The organism is Arthrobacter sp. Bi83, from assembly GCF_918698095.1.
Lineage (GTDB): Bacteria > Actinomycetota > Actinomycetes > Actinomycetales > Micrococcaceae > Arthrobacter.
Genome location: NZ_CAKKLY010000015.1, coordinates 39,343 through 57,037, shown reverse-complemented (window position 1 = coordinate 57,037; position 17,695 = coordinate 39,343). Strand labels below are relative to the sequence as shown.

Here is a 17,695-nt window from a genome sequence, read left to right as displayed (position 1 = left end):
CCGTGTGTTGGTGAACAGCACGCGCCGATGCGTGGTTTCATGCAGGGCGACGTCTCTAAAGAACCTTCCCGTAACCACCTGCAGCATGGGCTCTCTTTCGTTGGGGCCGACTGCCTTTCATGATAGGCCGCACTTCCACCAGAGACAACACGTATATCAAGCTATTTGCACGTGATCATTGTTTAATGCACGTAAGACACGTAAACTGGTTTACGCATCGACCCAAGGAGTAGAGATGACGGTTCATGTAGAAACCCAGGGGCTCACACTTCCGCTGGAAATCCTCAACGTCTCTGAAGTCGACGACGCTGGCGGTGTCCATGTGGAATGCCAGATGACTGGGGCGTTCATTGTCGATCTCTACCGGAGCGGCCTCTTGGTGCTCACGGGCAATATTCGACCGGCCCACATGCAGGCCAAGCTTCGCGGCAAGACGAAGGCAAAAGTCAACAAGTGGACAAGCGAGCTTCTTGCCAACGAAGCAATCATTGGCAACATCTCCGTGAGGCTCGACCCCAGCAAGTCGGAATCCTCCATATGGTTCGACGACGAAACCGGGCAGAACAACCTGACCATCACCTCAGGGGTGTTGGACTGCGCTGTTGATTCGCTCTCGCGTATTAAATCCATACTGGCCGCCGCGGATAATCCATTGGGAAGCTTTGAGCTCAGTACCCGCTTCCAGGTGCGCATCTGGATGCTTGACGACACCATGGCCAAGAAAGTCGCGACGATCTATAACACCCGAGGTGACAAGGTCAACGATTCGACCGCGAAGTACGCCTACTCCGAAACGAAGGAGCAGGAGCTTGCCCGTCGGCTGGTCAATGGCAGCGAGCACTTGGGGCAGGACAATGTGGAAGTCCTGGCCAACTCTGTGTCCGCGAGCTCGCACAAGCTCTGCGCCTTCAACACCATTAGTGGTGCCATCGAAACATTGTGGAGTGGGGGGCCGGTGACGGCCGCCGACCTCGAGGCGCAGGCGAGCTGGCTCATCAGTGCCTGGGATTCCTTGGTGAAGGTTCGTCCGGAGTTCGGTAAGTTGTCCACCCCCGCACGCCAGGAGCAGCGGCGGTTGAACATCAGTTCAACAGCAGTTGCAATTTACGGGATGATCGGTGCCATGTCGACAATCTATTCCCGGCATATCGACCCGGACGCTGTGTTTAGACGGATCGAGGCACGGGCCCCCGGCGACCTGTTCGATTGGGGTAACCCGGTCTGGACCGACGCAGGCGTTGTCACCCCAAGCGGCTCGGGTGCCGGGACGCTCACCACCCGTAACAGCTTCCCCGCCCGCAGGGCGGCCGTTCGGGTGCTGCGCGATGCCATGGGCATTGCGCAGGAATCACCGGAAGGCCTTTAGGTCCAGACCTATGTTGGTGGAGCCAACACAGTGCAGTGGCTGTACGCGTCCAGGGACATAGAGGCCTACAAGGCAGAACTTGCCGACCGTGGCTGGATCCTGAGGATCTGGTGGGGCTGGGCCAAAAAGGAATGCAGGATTGGCGTCAGCTACGAAAGCGACGGCGATGACGGGGTGGAAATCAAGGAAGCCGGGGGACCGCTGACAGACTGAGAGATATCCCCCCTTGGTTTGGGCTCGGTTCACCTCTGGTACGCCAAGGCGTCAGTGGAACGCCGACAAGCTGCGGAGCGCGAGCGACGCCGGGAGGAGCGCGCGCGAAGCCGCAGAGAAGGCACGGAAGAGTCAGCCCGGCTACGGCGCATCTCGGAGCAGAGAGCAGCGCAGGAGTCTATTCTTCGGGCCCTGAAACACACTCCGTAGGGGCTAGAAGACAAATGGCCATCGTCGTGGCCCCAGCTCAAGGGCAGCCCCAGGCAGGTCACGTGGGCCGAAACACCGAAACAATCCGGGCCCGGATTGTCGGGCTCCTTCGGGAAGAGCTTGTCGAGGAGTGGCTACCCGAAGCCAGGGGATTACCAGTCGCCACGTGGCTGGCCCTCCAAACAGCTGCCCAGTTCTGGAATTCATTGCCACTTCATGGACACGCTCGCGGTAGTTCAGGCGTACGAGCACCAATTCGGTTCACCCGGGCAACCCCCCAAACGGGGAATGACAGGCTGTGCGGGGACTGACGCAGCAGGCTTGCGTCACCCTCGACGCGCCATAGCCTGCGCCGCTGAGGAGCGCGAGGCATCAACTAGCATTGCTCCCAATTGACCAGCGCTGGAAGGAAGCTCCTAATGCACTATGTCGTCCTGCAGGTGATCCTCAAAGAAAAACTGTGGGGAACGGGTTCGGGCAACCTGACTTCTCTGGAGAAGACCATCAATGACCAGGCCGCGAAGGGCTACCGGCTCCACACCATAACCACCGCGAGCAGCGGGAGCAAGGGTCTCGGCGGCGGTGACCGCATCCAGGCCACGATGGTGTTCGAGAGCCTGGGATGATCGTCTGGCCTCCTGGCCTCCTGGCCTCCTGGCCTCCTGGCCTCCTGGCCTCCTGGCCTCCTGGCCTCCTGGCCTCCTGGCCTCCTGGCCTCCTGGCCTCCTGGCCTCCTGGCCTCCTGGCCTCCTGGGCGCAGAGGCCGGCGCACGGTGCTGGCATCTTCAACGGCGACGAGCTGTGCGGAGGACAAACTTCCATGCCGGCCGTGATGAGGCCATCGTGGCAGGGTAGCGAGGGGGCGCGCCCAAAAGTGTCGCATTCGTGGACTTTTCTAAAGTGATCATGTAGGTTTCAGGGAGAAAACTACAGGAGGTTGCTTTGAAAAGTGCGGTCGACATTGAATGGGCATTTCGTCGCTTTAGCGCCCACGGAAAGAGTCTTCCTGAGACTATCCTGGCCACTCTTACCGAATGCCACAACGAGCATGCGGACGGGCAAGCTTTGGTCCGCTCGAGGCATAAGCGGTCCTACGGACAGGTCAGTTACACCGTCCAGGAGAGGCTCGAAGAGGCTTTGACAGGACTTGAGGGAGTCGAATTCAAGCGGCCGGGCCGCGGCAAACCCAAGGTACTCGTCGTCAACGGCACGGCTCTCCTTACGTGGCGGTACTCCAGGCTGGCGACGGCCGGCCTGAAGCAGCAGAAATATGGAACATCGGATGCCCGGGTTGGCAATTTCTCCATGCCTGTGGGGCCGTCCCAGGGCATGCTGGACCTCGGCGACGGTGTCCGCGCCTCCCTGACCCCCGAGGAAACCGACTTTGTTGACGCACTGCGGGAATTGGACGATTCTGAATCGCTGAAGCATCACCGCGTAGTAGTGGTTGCCTATGCCAGCAACCACAATGCACTGCACAACGCGATATGGGCGGACGCCCAGTTGGATGAGGACGGCACACTCATTCTGCAGAACGCACAGGTGCTGTTCGACGCCGATTCTGCCGATGCAGCAGCAATGGCGGAGCTGAAGGGCTTCGATTCCCAGCCGCGTCGTGCCCTCAATTTGATGCCTAAGGAAGCATCCGGATCATGACCAAGCAGCTCACCCTATTTTCAACCGAAGAACTTATGTCGACTCAGGCTGTCAGGGATTCCTTTGACCCGGCCCGGCTGACGCAGGCACGCCGGCTGGCGGGAATTACCAAGCATGCGCTTGGCGATTCAGTGGGCGTCTCGGGGGCGGCCATAGGTCAATATGAGGCCGGCGTGTCACCACGTCCCGAAGTACTCGGTCTGCTGGCCAAGGAGTTAGGACAGCCCGTTGCGTTCTTTGCGATGGGCCGGCCGATTGGGAAGCTGGACGTTTCTCAGGCCCACTTCCGCAGTCTTCGTTCCACACGCGCATCCGAGAGACTCAAGGCCACTTCCTTCGTCGAACAGGTGTGGGAAGTAACTTTTGCTCTGGAAAAGCGGGTTGCCTTCCCGGATGTGAATGTTCCGTTCAACGAAGCGGATGGCAGCATGTCTCCTGTCGAAGCAGCCAGAGCACTGAGGTCCTATTGGGAAATGCCTGAGGGACCAGTCCCCAACCTGGTAGAACTCATGGAGCTAAATGGCATCGTCGTTTCCGTGTTAGCTCTACGGGGGGAGCAGGATGCAACTGCGCGGGTGGACGCGTTCTCCACGACAGCGCTCAACCGCCCGATCGTAGTCGTGACCCCGGAAAGGGCCCGTTCTGTCTACCGGCATCGGTTTACATGTGCCCACGAGCTCGGCCACCTTATCCTCCATCGCGAACTCGCGGTCGGGGACCCTCGACAGGAACGAGAAGCCGACGCCTTTGCTGCCGAATTTCTTATGCCCCGGTCTGAAATAGAGCCGGTGCTGCCCGCCACTATTAATCTCCCAAAGCTTGGTCAGATCAGTCAGCAGTGGGGCGTCTCCCCGGAAGCGCTGGTATTTCGCATGCAGGAACTCAAGGGCGCCTCGGACGTTTCAGTTCGACGTGCGTACCAAAAGCTCAGGTCGGGTAATCGCCAGGAGGCTTCTGTGGCAGACTACCCGGGAGAAGTTCCGATGCTGCTGACCGAAGCCATGAAGGTCGCTGACAAATTTGGGTATTCCATAGCCGACCTGGCCAATGAACTTAGATGGGCGCCGGAGCGAGTTCGACAGGTGCTGGGGATTACGGATGAGCGGCCCAGGCTTACGCTCGTTCGCTGACAGAGCCCCCTGCCCACCTCGATGTGATCCCATTGTGCCTAGGAGACTGATTCTTGCTGGGCGATCAGAAAGTTGGATTAGTGCCCTACGAGACCAGCATTTGGGGAAAGCCCCCCGTCGACCGAGGACCTGAAGGGCTTAATGTGGTGGCCATGTCTGCCGCGGCCCTGGTCCATGCCGCCCGCCAGTTGGTCCAGATGCCGGGGGCAGAGAAGCTGAAAGTGCGATCCGGGGAGCACATAGCGGCGATCCTGCTTACCGCACTGCATTCACTGCCAGTGGAGGTAGACGAAGACGGAGGAGTAGACCTCGTGTTTGAGCGCGCCGGCATCCAGGCGGCCTGGCCGTTCGGTGACTCGGTAGGGGCAGCTGTGGAGATCAAGTCGCTCCCAGGGAAATGGCGCAAGCATGAATACAACATGAGATTGGGCGATACCTACCAAATCGAAGTCCAGAACGCCGTCCAGATTCTTGAATTGGCCTCGAAGAAGATTATGGAGGCGGTGGAGGCCCTCCAACAAAAGGTCGGAGCGTCCGCCACGTCCAAGAATGCCTTCATGATCATTCATCCCATGGACGGGCTGGCGGTGGAGCTCATCAGCGGGGGACCGGTCATTGGTCATCTGTTGCCCGCCTTGGACGAACGGGTCGCTCTCGACTCTCTGTGGGTCTATTGGTATCCCGGTTTGCTGTCCAAATGGTCTCAGAAGGACCGCAACTGGACGGAGTACCTCTTTGCCGGCGCCAGCCCGGACGAACCTCCGCTGGAGGATGACATAGAAGTGGCTGAAGACGTCTTTCTGAAAGGCATCGGTTGGACCGGTGGATCCCCTTGGAGGATGGCTTTCAGCTAGCCCTGTGGCCGGACACAGGCATCGACCGGCCGCTCACGTGCTGGCTAGTCCTGAGGGATCAGCTTCAGAGTCCACGGGCAGCAGTTGGCGCCGTTTAATCTCCCAGGGCAGGAACCGGTCGCCCATAAGCCTGTCGCCGCCGGGGACGCGGTTGAGAAGAAATTCTGGAGGGAAGGCTTTGACCATACGCTCCTCCAGATCAAGTCCCCGGGTCGTCTTGGCCGCGAAGATGCGTGTGGTGTCCATGGCCCGGAATGAATCGATGGATAGGACTGAAGATTCCTTGGTCCCGAAGATGAGGCGGTCGAACTGCTTGGTCCCGCTCCAGTGCCGCTTGATCCGCGCCCGGATGTCCCGCGCCTGGCCGATGTAGGCCTGCTTGTACCGGTCGAGAACCATGACATAGATCCCTTCCACGCCGTCCCACACAGACAGATCGGTGAGGGGCCGCAGATTCTCGTGCTTGGCGAGCACCCCGGCCATCGCCTCCAGGAAGTCCTTTCCAGAGAGCTGCCTGAAGAAGGCCATGTTCAGGTCGAAGTTCTCCAGTGCGGCTTCGCGGTGCATCGCGCAGTATTCATCCGTGAGGCGAGTATGGTCCTCGTCTTCGAAAGCCCACGCGTCGGCCTCCCACTCGGCGTCGGTGCAATACTCCCGCGGCGGCCGAGTCGAGTTCCTCTTGTTCACCAATGCGTATTCGTCCTTGGTCAGCCGGTGGCTGTACTTACTGGCCCGCAGGGTCTCCCCGAAGTGTTTTCGCGGTGGCGTCCTCCGGGTCGGGGACACGAAGGCCTCACCCCAAGCGCCGGACTCGATGTCGGCTGGCCCATGTGAACCGCCTGGCATCACTTCGCCTCGAGTTTACCGAGGCGTTCGGCGATGCTGCTGCCGGCGCGGTGGGCTTTCGGGCAGCGGGCCAGCCACCGTTTCAGCACCGCGATCTCCTCTTCCTTCTGGCCTAGCTTGCGGTGGATGATGGCGGCCTGCTCGGTGTACGCCGGAGCCGGTGCGTCACGCCCAGCGTCGCCTTCGGCTCCTTCGATGGCCTTGTAGCAGAGGACCAGGGCTTCTTCATGCCGGCCTTCGCGTTTCAGCTGCTTGATCGGTTCCACGAGCTCAAGGTAGTGGAACCCGTCGACCATGCCGCGCTTGAACTGCTGAGCCCGTTCGCCAGCGCCCTGCAGTGCTTCCCTGACCATCGAGGAGTTCTCCGTGTGGGAGCTGTTGATCCGTTCCCTGGATGTGAGCGCCGGCGGGTTTTGTGCTGTGAACTGCCATGCCGGCTCACCCTCGCCCAGCCAGACGTACGCCTTGGCCAGTAGTTTTTGATCCCGCAGGACGTGCAGCTGGTAGCGCACCGGTTCACTGGCACCGGCTGGCAGGGGGAGATCCTTGCCAGCATAGGACGGGAGGCAGCCGACCTTCTCGCCATCCACAAACAAAGCCACAGCCTGAGGATCGACGGGGTTCTCTGGCTCGCGCTGAAGGAGCGCCGGGCCTTCGAAATAGCCGCGTTCAGCCAGTTGCTTGCGATCAGCCAGGGCAACGACTGCATCCTTGGCGAAAGTGGTGGTGCCGGCGACTTCCAGGCAGGCGTTGAGGTGCATGGAGATGCGAACTGTGAAGGGTGGCTGGTCTGGTTTTTGCTCGACCGGATCCTTCTGCTCAGCCACTGAGGCTGAGCTACCGCCGATTGCCTGCCGCAGCCAACTGACAATCCCCATGATTTTCCCCCTGAACGTCAACAGCAAAGGTGCCGCGTGGTTGACTCTACCAATCGGAATCTTGCTTGGGGTGGCAGCCAAATACATCGCGACAAGACCTGCTCAGAGGGCATCCGGGGCACTCGATGGACGACTCCCGCATCGCCGACGGCAACGAGCTGGCCGTGGACGAGTCCTGTCTCGTTAGAACGGCGACATGGCGGGACACTCTCCCTCTCCTGATGTGTTTTCCTGACATCCGGTGCTTGCATCGGTTGTAGGGTTCTGGGCATGGTCTACTCGCTGGATACTACTGAATCTGAAAAGGACGAACAGGCCGGATTGTGGCTCATTCAGCAGGCTGGACACCGTGTGGAAGCGATACTGAGCGGGCCAACCCTGCGCGATCCTGAGAAGGGCAGTCGGCTTGCCGCCGTCGATGCGCTCACTCCATACCAGCCGATGTCCAATCAGCTCTCCATCTTTCACATGGTTGCCCTCGACAACCTCCGGGCGGCCGTCACGTACATCGAGAAAGCCAATGACGTTCCCATGACGGCCCTCTATTCGATGATCCGGTCAGCTGTGGAAGCATCATCGTATGGGCTCTGGCTGCTAGGTGCTGGCAGGGTCGACAAGCAAGCTTTCCTCTCGCTTCGGATCTCGTACGAAAACAATGAAGACCTCGCCAACCTCGGCAAGGTCTTTGGGCCTGAGCAGGGAACAGGCGGCAACGTGCGTAGGCGGCTGCTGGAGCTTCAGCAAGCCATTCCCGCCTACCGGGACAGGGATCTCACGCCGCGGCCAACAACAACTGACGTAGTTTCTGCTGCGGACAAAGCAGTGTCTGGGAGGGTCAGTTTCACCGGCCTCCAGGTGTGGAAATCGTGCAGCGGCCTTGCCCACGCGAACAGCGCTGTGATGCCCGTGATTCTGGAGCGGAAGTTTGCCAGCGACGTTGAAAATGGCAAGAAGTTCCGTCTCACTTCGCGTATCAGCGTTCTGGGTGGATTCCTGACTGCCGGCGTCGAAAATCTTGAGACACTGCGCACCTTGTATCAGGGTGCGACAGAGGAACCTGGCTGGGTCAAGAGGGTCTAGGATCCTGCGGCCAACGCGCAGGTACGACCGGGCACGGAACAATCTGCTCAAGTCCGCCGGCTACGACGTCGCCCAGGGCTGGCTTAGATCGCCGGCCGGGGGAGAGGGACACAGCAATGGCCGGTACCCATCAGGGTGCCGGCCATTCTGCTGCGCACAGCAAAGGTGTCTATCCAGTGGTGTTTGAGTCGTTCACCGTCCGAGCCGTCAGGATTGCCCGCGAAGTAAAGGCGACGCCGGCACCGAGGAGAAGGATCGCCCGGAGGATGAGGTACCACCTGCCGTCTGCGGTGAGTGCTGAACTGACGCCGCTAAGAGAAAAAACTACTGCCCCCAGCGACCAAATGAGCGTGTCTCGTCTGGTCTTATTCATGCCCCCAGCTTAGGTGTCGCATCTGCACCGGCGGGGTCAGCCGGCGACGACGACTCCGGGCACTGGCACGAGGGCGGGACCAAGTAGTTTGGAGTCGTGAACGAGATGAATGTGGCAGAAACGACTCCACACGCTTCCGAGGCCGTGACGGCAATCTACGAGCTGCCCGTTCCCATTTGGGTGAGCTGCGCAGCTCTGGGCGGGACCTACCCGTCCGGATACGGCAGAGTTCAGTTTGACGTGGTGATGCCGCAGGACCACGCTCCTGTCGGCGCTCCTCCGGTGATCGACGGCGTTGAGGTACCTGAGTCCTTTGATGGGGAGTTGATCGCGTGGACGACAAAGTACGCAGCGTGGATCCCTAAAGAGCTTCAGCCGGCGACCGCTTTGCGCCGCATAGTCATCACCGCGGTCGAGGCTCCGACCGATACAGCCCGAGCCTGGCGGGGTCCGGACCAGCAGCTCGGAGAGTTCATCAAGTTCTGGTTCGACCAGGTACGCTCCTGGGTCGAGATTCTTACGGGACAGGATCTCGACCCCGGTCATCGGGTCTACGACTCGGAAACGGTCGGGGCCGGGCTGACATTCATGGCCCCACCACGCGAAGGCGATCTCGGTGTTCGACTCACCACGCGTCACATACAGCCGGTCAGCGCGGCTGCATGGCGAGGGATTCTCCAAGCTGTCCGTGACGGTATGGAGCCGCCCCTGGAGCGTCTTCTTATTCGCGACGCGCATGCGGCATTTGCACGGGCTTTTTACCGGCGCACAGTCATTGACGCCGCTGCGGCGCTAGAGATCGCACTCGTCCGGGTTCTGGACGAGAGGGTTGAGGATCTTCCGGAGAGACAGCGTGAGCGCCTGGAGGGTGGGCCAACGCTGGGCATTTCCATCGACATCGCGAAAGTCTCCGGGTTTGAGTTCGAGGTGCCTTTCGAGGATCTGAAGCGTCTGAATAAGGCCCGTAATGACGCTGTCCACCGGGCTCAGTCGCCCGATTACTCTGAGACGCTGATTTTACTGGAGGTCGCCGGTAACTTCCTGGAATCCTCCGTACGCGTCAAAGACGCATCGGCCGGTACAGACTGAGGCACCCTTTCTACCCTCGATGTGCTTCGCTGGCTACGGGGTCATAACATCGGCGCTCAGGGGATTCGCCGTCCGGTTGCGGCCGCTAGGCTGGTCGGTTCCTGAACGAGGGGGATAAAGGGACTGTGGATTACAACGACTTCGAGCTTGTCGCGTTCTGGGTGCTGTCGCTTGCCCCGGGCGTTTTCCTGGCGACTGCGGGAATCATCGCCCACAACAGGTTGTCCACAGCGTGGGTGCCCCGGTACCTGATCCTCGGCATCCTTGGCTGCTTCATTTACGCGGCGTTTGCCGGCGTCCTGATTGCGAAGCTATTCCCGCCTCCCTACGTCCCTGGTTTGTCAGAGGGGCGGGGACTGGACCTTCGGGGAATCGGCTTCATGTTTGGGTCGTGGATCGGGGCCGTGGCCGGTGTTGTCTTCGCGCTGATGACCGTAGCGGGCTCCGCGATCCTGCGGCGGCTGCGGTCTGCCCGCGCATAAGGCTTCTCGGCAGCAGCCTCGGATGAGGGGATGAACAGCAGAACGACTGGGGATACCAGTACAAGCGCACGGCGGTGCAGGTCGAAACTGAGACGTTCAGATTGGCCGCCAGCCGAGGTTGACCCTTGAACTGGGACCAGATCGTGTGCTGGCTGTTGCAGCCGAAGAGACTTAGTGATGGGTCGAATCTGGGTGCCGGGGAGCCAATCGGTCTAGCGTTTGCGGCCCATGATACGTTCGATGGCCTCTGCCTCACGTTGCGCCTCCCGTTCCGGGTCGAGACGCGCAGCACTTGCGCTGGCTCCCAGTACCTGGCTGTAACTGGTGCGGCTCCGGTACTGCCTGAGTTCCTCCGTCCGCCGTTCCACCGGCGTCGCCTGCTGTCTGGACGTCCGCCGGGCCAGCGCTTCCCGATGGGCCGTGAGTTGTGCCAGCCGGGCCGGTTCCGGCTTGTGCCCAATGAATTCAGCAAGCCCTGGTGGAGGCACCAGGGATCCTTCGTCCGACAGCATCCACTCCGACAGCGGAGCGGAGGCGTAGTGGGTGGGAGTCATGAGGTACCGCTCAGCCGTGGGGTGGCGGTAACTGCCCGAGTACATAGCCACGAGGACACCGAGGGATTCGTACTCCATATCCAGGACGACGCTGGTCAGCGGCAGATCGAGAACCAGATCAGGAACGTCCGGAGACCACAGCCACACGTCACGGATGCCTGCCGTCTGATAGCCGCCGTGGCGCCGGTCCCACTCTTTGCTGTCCATTGGCTTGCGCTGGACCTCGAATGCCAAATGCCGCCCGGAGGTTGCCGTCGCCCTGACGTCGCTGCGCAGCCGGACGCCAGGGATCCAGACCTCATCTTCGACGGACCAAGGAAGGATGTGGTGCTGGTCTCTGGCCCAGTCCATGATGAAGCGCTTGCCGTGCAGGTGTTCAGCGGTCTCGCCGTGGCGGCGCAGGCCGTCGGGGGCCTCCCCGGCCTGATGGCGGAAGTGCTTGCATCGCGTTTTGGCTTCTACGAGCTGGACCGGGACTTCACGGCCCGCTTCCTTGCAGTCGATGCAGACGATCTCCTTGGAGCCCTGGTAACCGTAGCGGTCGTAGTAGGAGTTGTTTCCCCTGCCCATGGCCGCAGCGATGACAACCTGCCCGTCCGCGTTGTTGTAGGCGACGAGGGGATCTGACGGTTCCCACTTCCGGGGAAAGAGCCGACGTATCTCGATCATGGGCAAAGTATGAGCCGAAGGCCTGACATTTCGTCGTAGGGTCAGAAATAAGACCGATTGCCACCCCTGCCAATGGGTTAACTGACCCCCCTAAGGCAGAGGACCCGGCCTAGTTCTTCGGCTGCTCGACTGAGGCGACAGCATTGATCATTTCGGGAATTCCTGCTGCGTCCGGTACGTTGCTGTCGCCGACAAACCCATCAACAGAAAAGAGATGCACCTCCGTGGCAACTGACTACGATGAACAGCGCACCGACGTCAAGGAATCCCAGGAAAACTCCTTGGAGGCCCTGAAGTCCGCCAATTCTCCGGACGCCCGGTCCGTGGTCCAGGAGCTCGACGAGGCTGACACTCTGGACGGTCTGATCCCTGGTGGCGAGTTCATTGCCGAAGAGCTCGTCGTGCAGGTTGTCCCGCAGGCTGACGACGAGTTCACCTGCTACTCCTGCTTCCTGGTCCGCCACCGGTCGCAGAAAGCGCGCGAGAAGGACGGCCATGCCTACTGCACTGAATGTGAAGGCTGAGCGCTTCTGGCCGGCTGTCCCGGAGCATATCTGGGACAGCATCCGCGGAGAATTTACCCTGCCGACGGCGACAGATCTGGAGACCCACTTCCAAGCTCTCGGTCAGCCGGAGGCCATGCGCCGTGCAATCCGGGTGTTCATCGGCGAGGAAACCTTCTGTCCCGGCTTCCAGCTTAATGACGGGTACTTTCACGAACCGGCGCTGCGACTCTTTGACCACGCGATGAGCCTGAAGGTCCTTCATAACGTGTTCGCTGCCTGGATGGTCCGCCCGCTACCGGCAGAATCCCATTCCCGGCCCGTGGACATGCTGGGCAGCATGACGGTGCTCCAGAGCTCCCTCGCGGCCTTCGCGGACAGGTACCGGCCGGTCGAAAAGCGCCAGTGATGGCTTGGCGGCGGTGAAGCCTTGTAAGCGCCGCCACTCGCGCCCACGGGGTTAGCCCTAGGCGAAGCGGGCGGGCACACTTATCAGATCAGGTGGACGCCGTCTCTGGCTTACCGGGTTGCCACCAAGGGTTACGAACCTCAATTTCGGGGTGGTGCTCCGTGACCCACTCGGCCATCCGACGCCCCCGTCCCGCGATGAACTGGAGCGTGGCCTCCCTGTACGTCACGTACTCATCTTTTGTGGCCGGTGTCCCGGAAACCTCGAACTTGTCGAAGGTCAGGTAGAACCGAACGGCTTCGTAGTCGGGCGTCACTAGGTCTTGAAAGTGGAAGAAGTCTACGAACTCCTTGAACCCGTCAAAGAGCGCGAAGAAGTCCTTGTAGGAGTCGATGACCGCAAGGAAGTCCGCGTAGGCGTCTTTGAGAGCGCCGACGGGGGGATCCTCCGGCTCTGTGCTGTAGTGACGCCGGATGCACTCAAGAGTGAGGTCCATGCGATCGCCGATCAGCCGACCTGAGGGACCGAATCCCCTGGCCTGGTTAATCGTGGTTTCGCCCGTCCTGACGGGCCAAATCATTGCACTGCCGATGGTGTACGGAGGGTCCAGGTAGCGAGATTTCTGGTCCTCGCTCAGCCTGGCCATGGCGTTGGCCAGAGGCGCTGGACTTGACCTTCCGGTGTAGGAGCTGGTGATGGCGTCGCTGCCGTAGCAATGCCTCTTTTCATTGGCGTCCGTGAAGATGAGGTACTCGCGCTGTCTGCTTGTCACCTTCGGGGCGAAAAGGACACCGGGACGCAATTCCTTGGTCCACAGCAGCTCGTGGTCCCACCTGAGCAACTGGCTGTCGCTGTCAGCGTCGGGTTTGGTCCTCGGTGTGTCCGTCTTGTAGTCGAACGAAGTGTCGAAGACGCGTGGCAGATGCTGCTGCGGGTATTTCGGATACCTAATGGTTCCCCCAACGACCAGAGTGACGAGACGCGTTCATCGTACGGGAGGGAAGCCTTTTCAGCGATGACCATTCCGGCCAGAGGGAAGTGCCGCGAGGATGTCGTTGGGCCACTCTTTAGTGAGCACATTGTTCAGGTCCTCGGTGGGGCTGCCCACACAGTAGGGCGTGTGGTTCGTGTCCAGCACCGCGAGGTTCACCAATCACGTCCAAGCGGATCATCGCTAGCCGCGGTCTGTCGGTCGCTGAGTCTGATCTTGATGACCATGCATCTAGTATTACGACAGCCGCCAACGGAGTGCGTACGGCGCTGAACCGTGCACCAGCCGGATTGTCTTCAGACCTGCCAAACCGGGACGTGACGGTAGGCGGCTACGCTGGACCAGCAGGATGACCTCGGGGCTTCCGCCACAGCGAGCGTCCGATCGTTTGGTGCGGCGCCCGGATGGCTACGTCCACTCTTTGGGCTGGTCATGTGCGTGTGTGCCGAGCAACCCATGAGATGGGTGAAGGAGGTGTCGCCATAGTGAAGTTCATCAGTGCGGGGTGCACCTCTCGGTGCAGTGCAGACGGCGGCACCGACAATCTAGGACGGGGTGAACCCGTCCTTAGTTCCTGCTGATGCGAGCGAAAAGAAGAGCCGCGTTCCGTCGTTGGGGAACGCGGCTCTTCTTTGGAGCGCGCAGAATGGCGAATTTGGGGGTGTGCACATTGTGCACACTTTTGCCGTCGGACTGGGTCGTAGAGGGGTCGGATCGCGCCGGATTCCGCATGTTTCTGGGGGAGCCCAGTGTTTGCAAGGGCTGGAATGCAGTTCGAGTCCCACCTCGGGCACGTGTTTTCCCTGTTCAGGGGCTTACGGGCCTCTGAGTGTGCACAAACTGTTCACATGAGGGCCCCTCCCGGGGCCCTTTTTGTTGGTGGCCGATGCTGTGGCCGGCGGCTCCCTGTCTGATTCCTCGATGTTTTTGGTGCGTGCTACCTCTTCATCGTCGTTCAGCGAGTGGGCGACATGACCTGTTCCGGCTGTGAAAGATCTTCTCTACTTTTCAGTCGCTTCCCCGTCATGTCGGGATCAAGATCTGCTGGGCGGTTTGGCAGGGTGATGTGGTTTGTCGATGCGATGGTGCTGCCGCGGTAGAAGAATTCGGCGTTGATCTGGCTCGACTGGGTCGCCTTCAGCGGGAGGGTCAGTCCGTCGTGGGTATCGCCGTCGTACTGGGAAACGGTGTTGTCTCCGACGAGGAGCCCGTCACGGATGGACATTCCGGTGTACACGGCAAAGAGCAGGCTGGCGTCGTGGGCAAGGTAGTCCGCGGCTGGCGGGCACCGGGGTGTCTGTTAGATTTGTGCGTCGCAGTTCCCGGGCGAGCTCGCGTCTGATTGCGTCGGTGGCTGTTGCTGGCCGGATGGTCCGCAGCGCGGCGGCGGCCTTGTCGGCACTGAGGCCGGGATCGACGCCGCCGGGTATCAGTTCGCGCAGGAGCCGGTGCAGGCGGTTGAGCAGCCGGGCGCGTTCGTGGCCGAGGTCTCCGCGGCGTTCTGCCAGCAGGCGAAGAATCGTGCTCTGGTTTTCGGCGGTGACTGGGCGCAAGTTCTCCTGCCGAAGGGCAGTGACGGCAACAGCGAACGCATCGGCCGGGTCACTCTTGCGGCCACCGCCGGTAGAAAGGACTCTGACCTTCATGGCCAGTGTCGAGGGGACATCGACAACTGACTCCCTGCAGGCAACAAGGATCTGGGCGATTCCGCGTCCCAGTCCGTTGGCACCCTCGATAGCGAATCTGCGTTCGGGCCATTGCGCGACCCAGCCCAGCAGTTGCTTGGCGGTGCCCGCGTTGACCACGAAGCGCCGCACCGCGAGCTGACAGCCCGAGGAATCGATGGCTGAGGCGGTGATGGAGGATTTATGCGGGTCGATGCCGATAACGATCACGTCCGGGTTCCTTTCGCCGATGTCGGTGATGAATCACCCGTGGCGGGCACCCTGACTTGAAGTGTTTGCATGCCTCTGTCGAGCCACGCCCCGGGCGGGTGTCAGCGGCGCGGCACGCTATCAGTGAGCCAACCCGGACGATACCGGGCGGCAAGGAGCTTGCGGACCTGTGCCGGCTGACACCCTGGACGCTACAAGACTGCAGATCCTGCGGCATCCCACCATCAATGAAACAAGTCAGGAGCCTGGCCAAGAGGCCCCATCAACGTCTTGTCTGCCCGCCCGGCCGGTGTTGCCGCCCCGCGCTCGAGCGAAAGGCACTTCCATCATGACAAATCAACGCACGGTTGTTGTCGGCGTCGACACGCATGCGGACACCCATCACGCAGCGGTCCTGGACGCAGGGACCGGCGAAATGCTGGCAGACCGGCAGTTCCGGGCCGACCAGGCCGGCTACGCGGCTTTGGCAGAGTTCGTCCTGGCGCACGGTGAACCGGTGCGGTTCGGGGTTGAAGGCACCAACTCCTACGGAGCAGGCCTGGCCCGCCACCTGCACCGCAACGGGTTCGAGGTCGCAGAAATCGTCCGCCCCAACAGGGCCGCGCGGCGCCTGCGTGGCAAATCCGACCCTCTGGACGCGGTGGCCGCCGCCCGGGAAGCTCTTGCCCACGATGACCTGCCGGCACCTAAACTCGCCAACGGTCCCGTGGAATCGATCCGTGTCCAGCACCTGGTGCGTGACTCGGCCGTGCAGGCCAGGGCGAACGTGCTGCGCCAAAACAAGGCCGTTCTGGTCACCGCCCCTGCAACCCAGCGCGAGAAACTCGCCCGGCACACCGGCAAAGCCCTGCTCGAGACCCCGCGCCGCGTCCGCCCGGGTGAAGTGCTCGCCGGGACCGAGGCTGCCACCATGATTGCCCTGCGCCACCTCGCCCGTCGCCACCACGGCCTAACTGAAGAGATCGACGAAGCCACTGACCAGCTCCGCGCACTCGTGCAGGCCACCTCTCCGGCCCTGTTCGCGGCCAAGGGCATCGGCATCGTGACCGCCGCGCAATTGCTGGTAACCGCAGGGGACAACCCGGAGCGGATCAAGAACGAAGCCGCGTTCGCTGCCCTCTGCGGCACCAGCCCCCTGCCGGCATCCTCCGGCAAGACCACCCGTCACCGCCTCAACCGAGGCGAAGATCGTCAAGCCAATGCAGCGCTCCACCGCATCGCCCTGACCCGGATGAACAGCGAACCACGCATCAGGGCCTACATCCAGAAACGAACCAGCGAAGGCAAAGGCACCAAGGAAGCCATCCGCTGTCTCAAACGCGCCATCGCCCGCGAGGTTTACCGGCTCCTGACCAACCCGCCCACCACCCCGGGAACCGAGGACCTACGCCCGGCCCGACTCAAACGCGCCATCACCCTTCAAACCGTCGCCAACCACTTCGGAGTCCAACCCGCCCGGATCTCAGAGATCGAACGCGGAAAACTCCACGACACCGCCCTAACAACCGCCTACCGGCAATGGCTTAACGCCGCTTGACGAGACATAGGAGCATCAAACAGCGAAGTTGCTTCTGGTGGTTGATGGAGGCGGGGGAGTGGGGCGGTATGACGCCGTCGAATCCTGCGGAGTTCGTCTGGAATCTACTGTGTTAGGTGTGGGCCGAGTGCTTTGCGAGGGCGAGTTCGGCATGTTCGACGAGGGACTTGTCTGTGAATACAGAAGCACCCCGCAGCTCTCATCTCTCCTGCATTGGTGCTCGGCGAATGATGAAGGCTCTAGAATCAGCCTGCACGGATTGGCTTCCGAACCGCTAGTTCCTGTGCGATCGCCAAGTCGAACAGCTCTGCCGCACCGGCCCGGCACCTCTATGAAACGCCCATATCCTGCCATGTGTCGTGCTGCCGTCAGGGAGTAATCAGGTGTCACTGTGCGGTCTAAGAGTTTCTCGACCCATCGTCAGAAAAGAAGAATCTAACCCTATTTGGACGACCCCTGACCACCTGCCTGACGTCAGGTCGGGGTGTACTTCAGACTGACGTCATCGCTGTTCCTCTAGGGGCAAAACTGCCTCACCGATCCACCCGAGGTTAAAGCCGCGAACGACGCCGCCGCTAAGAACCCACATGTCCGATTTGCGCGTGTTTGCCGTGCCAAGTATAGGACCGATTGACGACCGGCATACCTATCAAGGGTTTTGGATGGCACGTGCGAGTCCGGAGCCTGTTGATGAAGACCAGCCGAAGCCCTCAAACCAGACAAATGCGGCGACGCACCAACGGATCAACAGTTGCCAGGAGCCAGCTACGAGCGCCTGGCTGGCACCATGGCCCAGGATCAGCAGGCCGTAGCCGGCCAGCCTCCCTCTGCGACGAACCATTAGCCTCGGCCGTTTTGTTAGCCGAGCGTTACGAGGCGTACCTATGTGACAAGCGTCCGGGAATTTTTTTGACGGCGGCCGGCGGCACAGTTTCATGACCGGGAAGGCCATCGTCTCAT

At 61.1% G+C, this 17,695-nt stretch carries 19 protein-coding genes; 12 read left to right on the top strand and 7 right to left on the bottom strand.

Translation table 11 applies throughout. The features are described from left to right. Nucleotides 1-235: 235 nt before the first annotated feature. The 6 genes from LQ144_RS09380 (at nt 236) to LQ144_RS09355 (ending at nt 5,429) form a co-directional block, all read left to right on the top strand. Nucleotides 236-1,366 carry a DNA sulfur modification protein DndB gene (locus tag LQ144_RS09380; RefSeq protein ID WP_230118305.1) on the top strand — a complete coding sequence of 377 codons (1,131 nt, stop codon included), beginning with the start codon at nt 236-238 and terminating at the stop codon, nt 1,364-1,366. Nucleotides 1,367-1,396: 30 nt separating this feature from the next. Continuing rightward, entirely contained in the window at nt 1,397-1,579 is a 183-nt protein-coding gene (locus LQ144_RS09375) for a hypothetical protein (RefSeq protein ID WP_230118303.1), read from the top strand. Nucleotides 1,580-2,208: 629 nt separating this feature from the next. Continuing rightward, entirely contained in the window at nt 2,209-2,415 is a 207-nt protein-coding gene (locus tag LQ144_RS09370) for a DUF4177 domain-containing protein (protein ID WP_230118302.1), read from the top strand. A 511-nt stretch (nt 2,416-2,926) separates the two neighbouring features. After that, a complete protein-coding gene (locus LQ144_RS09365; protein ID WP_230118300.1) occupies nt 2,927-3,445 on the top strand; it encodes a hypothetical protein in 519 nt (172 codons plus the stop codon). Beyond that, nucleotides 3,442-4,575 (top strand): XRE family transcriptional regulator, encoded by a 1,134-nt coding sequence (locus tag LQ144_RS09360; protein WP_230118297.1) that lies wholly within the window; start codon nt 3,442-3,444, stop codon nt 4,573-4,575. The genes LQ144_RS09365 and LQ144_RS09360 overlap by 4 nt, the downstream gene beginning before the upstream one ends. A 152-nt stretch (nt 4,576-4,727) precedes the next feature. Beyond that, entirely contained in the window at nt 4,728-5,429 is a 702-nt protein-coding gene (locus LQ144_RS09355) for a hypothetical protein (protein WP_230118295.1), read from the top strand. Nucleotides 5,430-5,462: 33 nt separating this feature from the next. Here the strand turns inward: LQ144_RS09355 and LQ144_RS09350 are convergent, their stop codons facing one another. Beyond that, on the bottom strand, nt 5,463-6,275 hold the full coding sequence (locus LQ144_RS09350) for a GIY-YIG nuclease family protein (RefSeq protein WP_230118293.1): 813 nt from the start codon (nt 6,273-6,275) through the stop codon (nt 5,463-5,465). Further along, nucleotides 6,275-7,153: a hypothetical protein gene (locus LQ144_RS09345; protein ID WP_230118292.1), complete on the bottom strand. Its 879-nt coding sequence runs from the start codon at nt 7,151-7,153 to the stop codon at nt 6,275-6,277. The genes LQ144_RS09350 and LQ144_RS09345 overlap by 1 nt, the downstream gene beginning before the upstream one ends. Before the next feature lie 270 nt (nt 7,154-7,423). Here LQ144_RS09345 and LQ144_RS09340 point away from each other — a divergent pair, with 270 nt between their 5' ends. Next, nucleotides 7,424-8,233 carry a hypothetical protein gene (locus LQ144_RS09340; protein ID WP_230118291.1) on the top strand — a complete coding sequence of 270 codons (810 nt, stop codon included), beginning with the start codon at nt 7,424-7,426 and terminating at the stop codon, nt 8,231-8,233. Between the two features lie 169 nt (nt 8,234-8,402). On the opposite strand, the gene LQ144_RS09335 is transcribed toward LQ144_RS09340, so the two are convergent. Then, entirely contained in the window at nt 8,403-8,606 is a 204-nt protein-coding gene (locus tag LQ144_RS09335; protein WP_230118290.1) for a hypothetical protein, read from the bottom strand. A 96-nt stretch (nt 8,607-8,702) separates the two neighbouring features. Between LQ144_RS09335 and LQ144_RS09330 the strand changes: the two genes are divergently transcribed. Beyond that, nucleotides 8,703-9,695: a hypothetical protein gene (locus LQ144_RS09330; protein ID WP_230118289.1), complete on the top strand. Its 993-nt coding sequence runs from the start codon at nt 8,703-8,705 to the stop codon at nt 9,693-9,695. 125 nt (nt 9,696-9,820) lie between these two features. Continuing rightward, nucleotides 9,821-10,177 carry a hypothetical protein gene (locus LQ144_RS09325; protein WP_230118288.1) on the top strand — a complete coding sequence of 119 codons (357 nt, stop codon included), beginning with the start codon at nt 9,821-9,823 and terminating at the stop codon, nt 10,175-10,177. Between the two features lie 212 nt (nt 10,178-10,389). On the opposite strand, the gene LQ144_RS09320 is transcribed toward LQ144_RS09325, so the two are convergent. Beyond that, nucleotides 10,390-11,400: a competence protein CoiA family protein gene (locus LQ144_RS09320; protein ID WP_230118286.1), complete on the bottom strand. Its 1,011-nt coding sequence runs from the start codon at nt 11,398-11,400 to the stop codon at nt 10,390-10,392. 224 nt (nt 11,401-11,624) lie between these two features. On the opposite strand from LQ144_RS09320, the gene LQ144_RS09315 reads away from it, so the two are divergent. Both LQ144_RS09315 and LQ144_RS09310 read left to right on the top strand, forming a co-directional pair. Further along, nucleotides 11,625-11,924 (top strand): DUF4193 domain-containing protein, encoded by a 300-nt coding sequence (locus tag LQ144_RS09315; RefSeq protein ID WP_230118285.1) that lies wholly within the window; start codon nt 11,625-11,627, stop codon nt 11,922-11,924. Then, nucleotides 11,896-12,312: a hypothetical protein gene (locus LQ144_RS09310; protein ID WP_230118283.1), complete on the top strand. Its 417-nt coding sequence runs from the start codon at nt 11,896-11,898 to the stop codon at nt 12,310-12,312. The genes LQ144_RS09315 and LQ144_RS09310 overlap by 29 nt, the downstream gene beginning before the upstream one ends. An 88-nt stretch (nt 12,313-12,400) precedes the next feature. Here the strand turns inward: LQ144_RS09310 and LQ144_RS09305 are convergent, their stop codons facing one another. The 3 genes from LQ144_RS09305 to LQ144_RS09295 all read right to left on the bottom strand — a co-directional run bounded on the left by LQ144_RS09305 (nt 12,401) and on the right by LQ144_RS09295 (nt 15,198). After that, nucleotides 12,401-13,153, bottom strand: a complete 753-nt coding sequence (locus LQ144_RS09305) for a hypothetical protein (protein WP_230118282.1) — start codon at nt 13,151-13,153, stop codon at nt 12,401-12,403. A 1,105-nt stretch (nt 13,154-14,258) separates the two neighbouring features. Next, nucleotides 14,259-14,528 (bottom strand): hypothetical protein, encoded by a 270-nt coding sequence (locus LQ144_RS09300; RefSeq protein ID WP_230118281.1) that lies wholly within the window; start codon nt 14,526-14,528, stop codon nt 14,259-14,261. After that, the gene (locus LQ144_RS09295) at nt 14,515-15,198 is read right to left on the bottom strand and encodes an IS110 family transposase (protein ID WP_230118280.1); all 684 of its coding nucleotides are present in this window, start codon (nt 15,196-15,198) and stop codon (nt 14,515-14,517) included. The genes LQ144_RS09300 and LQ144_RS09295 overlap by 14 nt, the downstream gene beginning before the upstream one ends. 328 nt (nt 15,199-15,526) lie before the next feature. On the opposite strand from LQ144_RS09295, the gene LQ144_RS09290 reads away from it, so the two are divergent. Beyond that, the gene (locus LQ144_RS09290; protein WP_230118279.1) at nt 15,527-16,735 is read left to right on the top strand and encodes an IS110 family transposase; all 1,209 of its coding nucleotides are present in this window, start codon (nt 15,527-15,529) and stop codon (nt 16,733-16,735) included. The last annotated feature ends 960 nt before the right edge of the window (nt 16,736-17,695 follow it).

What these genes read in the sequence shown, in the direction of transcription:
- LQ144_RS09380 (WP_230118305.1), top strand. Translation starts at nt 236, where the DNA reads ATGACGGTTCATGTAGAAACCCAGGGGCTCACACTTCCGCTGGAAATC.
- LQ144_RS09370 (WP_230118302.1), top strand. Translation starts at nt 2,209, where the DNA reads ATGCACTATGTCGTCCTGCAGGTGATCCTCAAAGAAAAACTGTGGGGA.
- LQ144_RS09360 (WP_230118297.1), top strand. Translation starts at nt 3,442, where the DNA reads ATGACCAAGCAGCTCACCCTATTTTCAACCGAAGAACTTATGTCGACT.
- LQ144_RS09355 (WP_230118295.1), top strand. Translation starts at nt 4,728, where the DNA reads ATGTCTGCCGCGGCCCTGGTCCATGCCGCCCGCCAGTTGGTCCAGATG.
- LQ144_RS09350 (WP_230118293.1), bottom strand. Translation starts at nt 6,275, where the DNA reads ATGCCAGGCGGTTCACATGGGCCAGCCGACATCGAGTCCGGCGCTTGG.
- LQ144_RS09345 (WP_230118292.1), bottom strand. Translation starts at nt 7,153, where the DNA reads ATGGGGATTGTCAGTTGGCTGCGGCAGGCAATCGGCGGTAGCTCAGCC.
- LQ144_RS09340 (WP_230118291.1), top strand. Translation starts at nt 7,424, where the DNA reads ATGGTCTACTCGCTGGATACTACTGAATCTGAAAAGGACGAACAGGCC.
- LQ144_RS09335 (WP_230118290.1), bottom strand. Translation starts at nt 8,606, where the DNA reads ATGAATAAGACCAGACGAGACACGCTCATTTGGTCGCTGGGGGCAGTA.
- LQ144_RS09320 (WP_230118286.1), bottom strand. Translation starts at nt 11,400, where the DNA reads ATGATCGAGATACGTCGGCTCTTTCCCCGGAAGTGGGAACCGTCAGAT.
- LQ144_RS09310 (WP_230118283.1), top strand. Translation starts at nt 11,896, where the DNA reads ATGCCTACTGCACTGAATGTGAAGGCTGAGCGCTTCTGGCCGGCTGTC.
- LQ144_RS09300 (WP_230118281.1), bottom strand. Translation starts at nt 14,528, where the DNA reads ATGTCCATCCGTGACGGGCTCCTCGTCGGAGACAACACCGTTTCCCAG.
- LQ144_RS09290 (WP_230118279.1), top strand. Translation starts at nt 15,527, where the DNA reads ATGACAAATCAACGCACGGTTGTTGTCGGCGTCGACACGCATGCGGAC.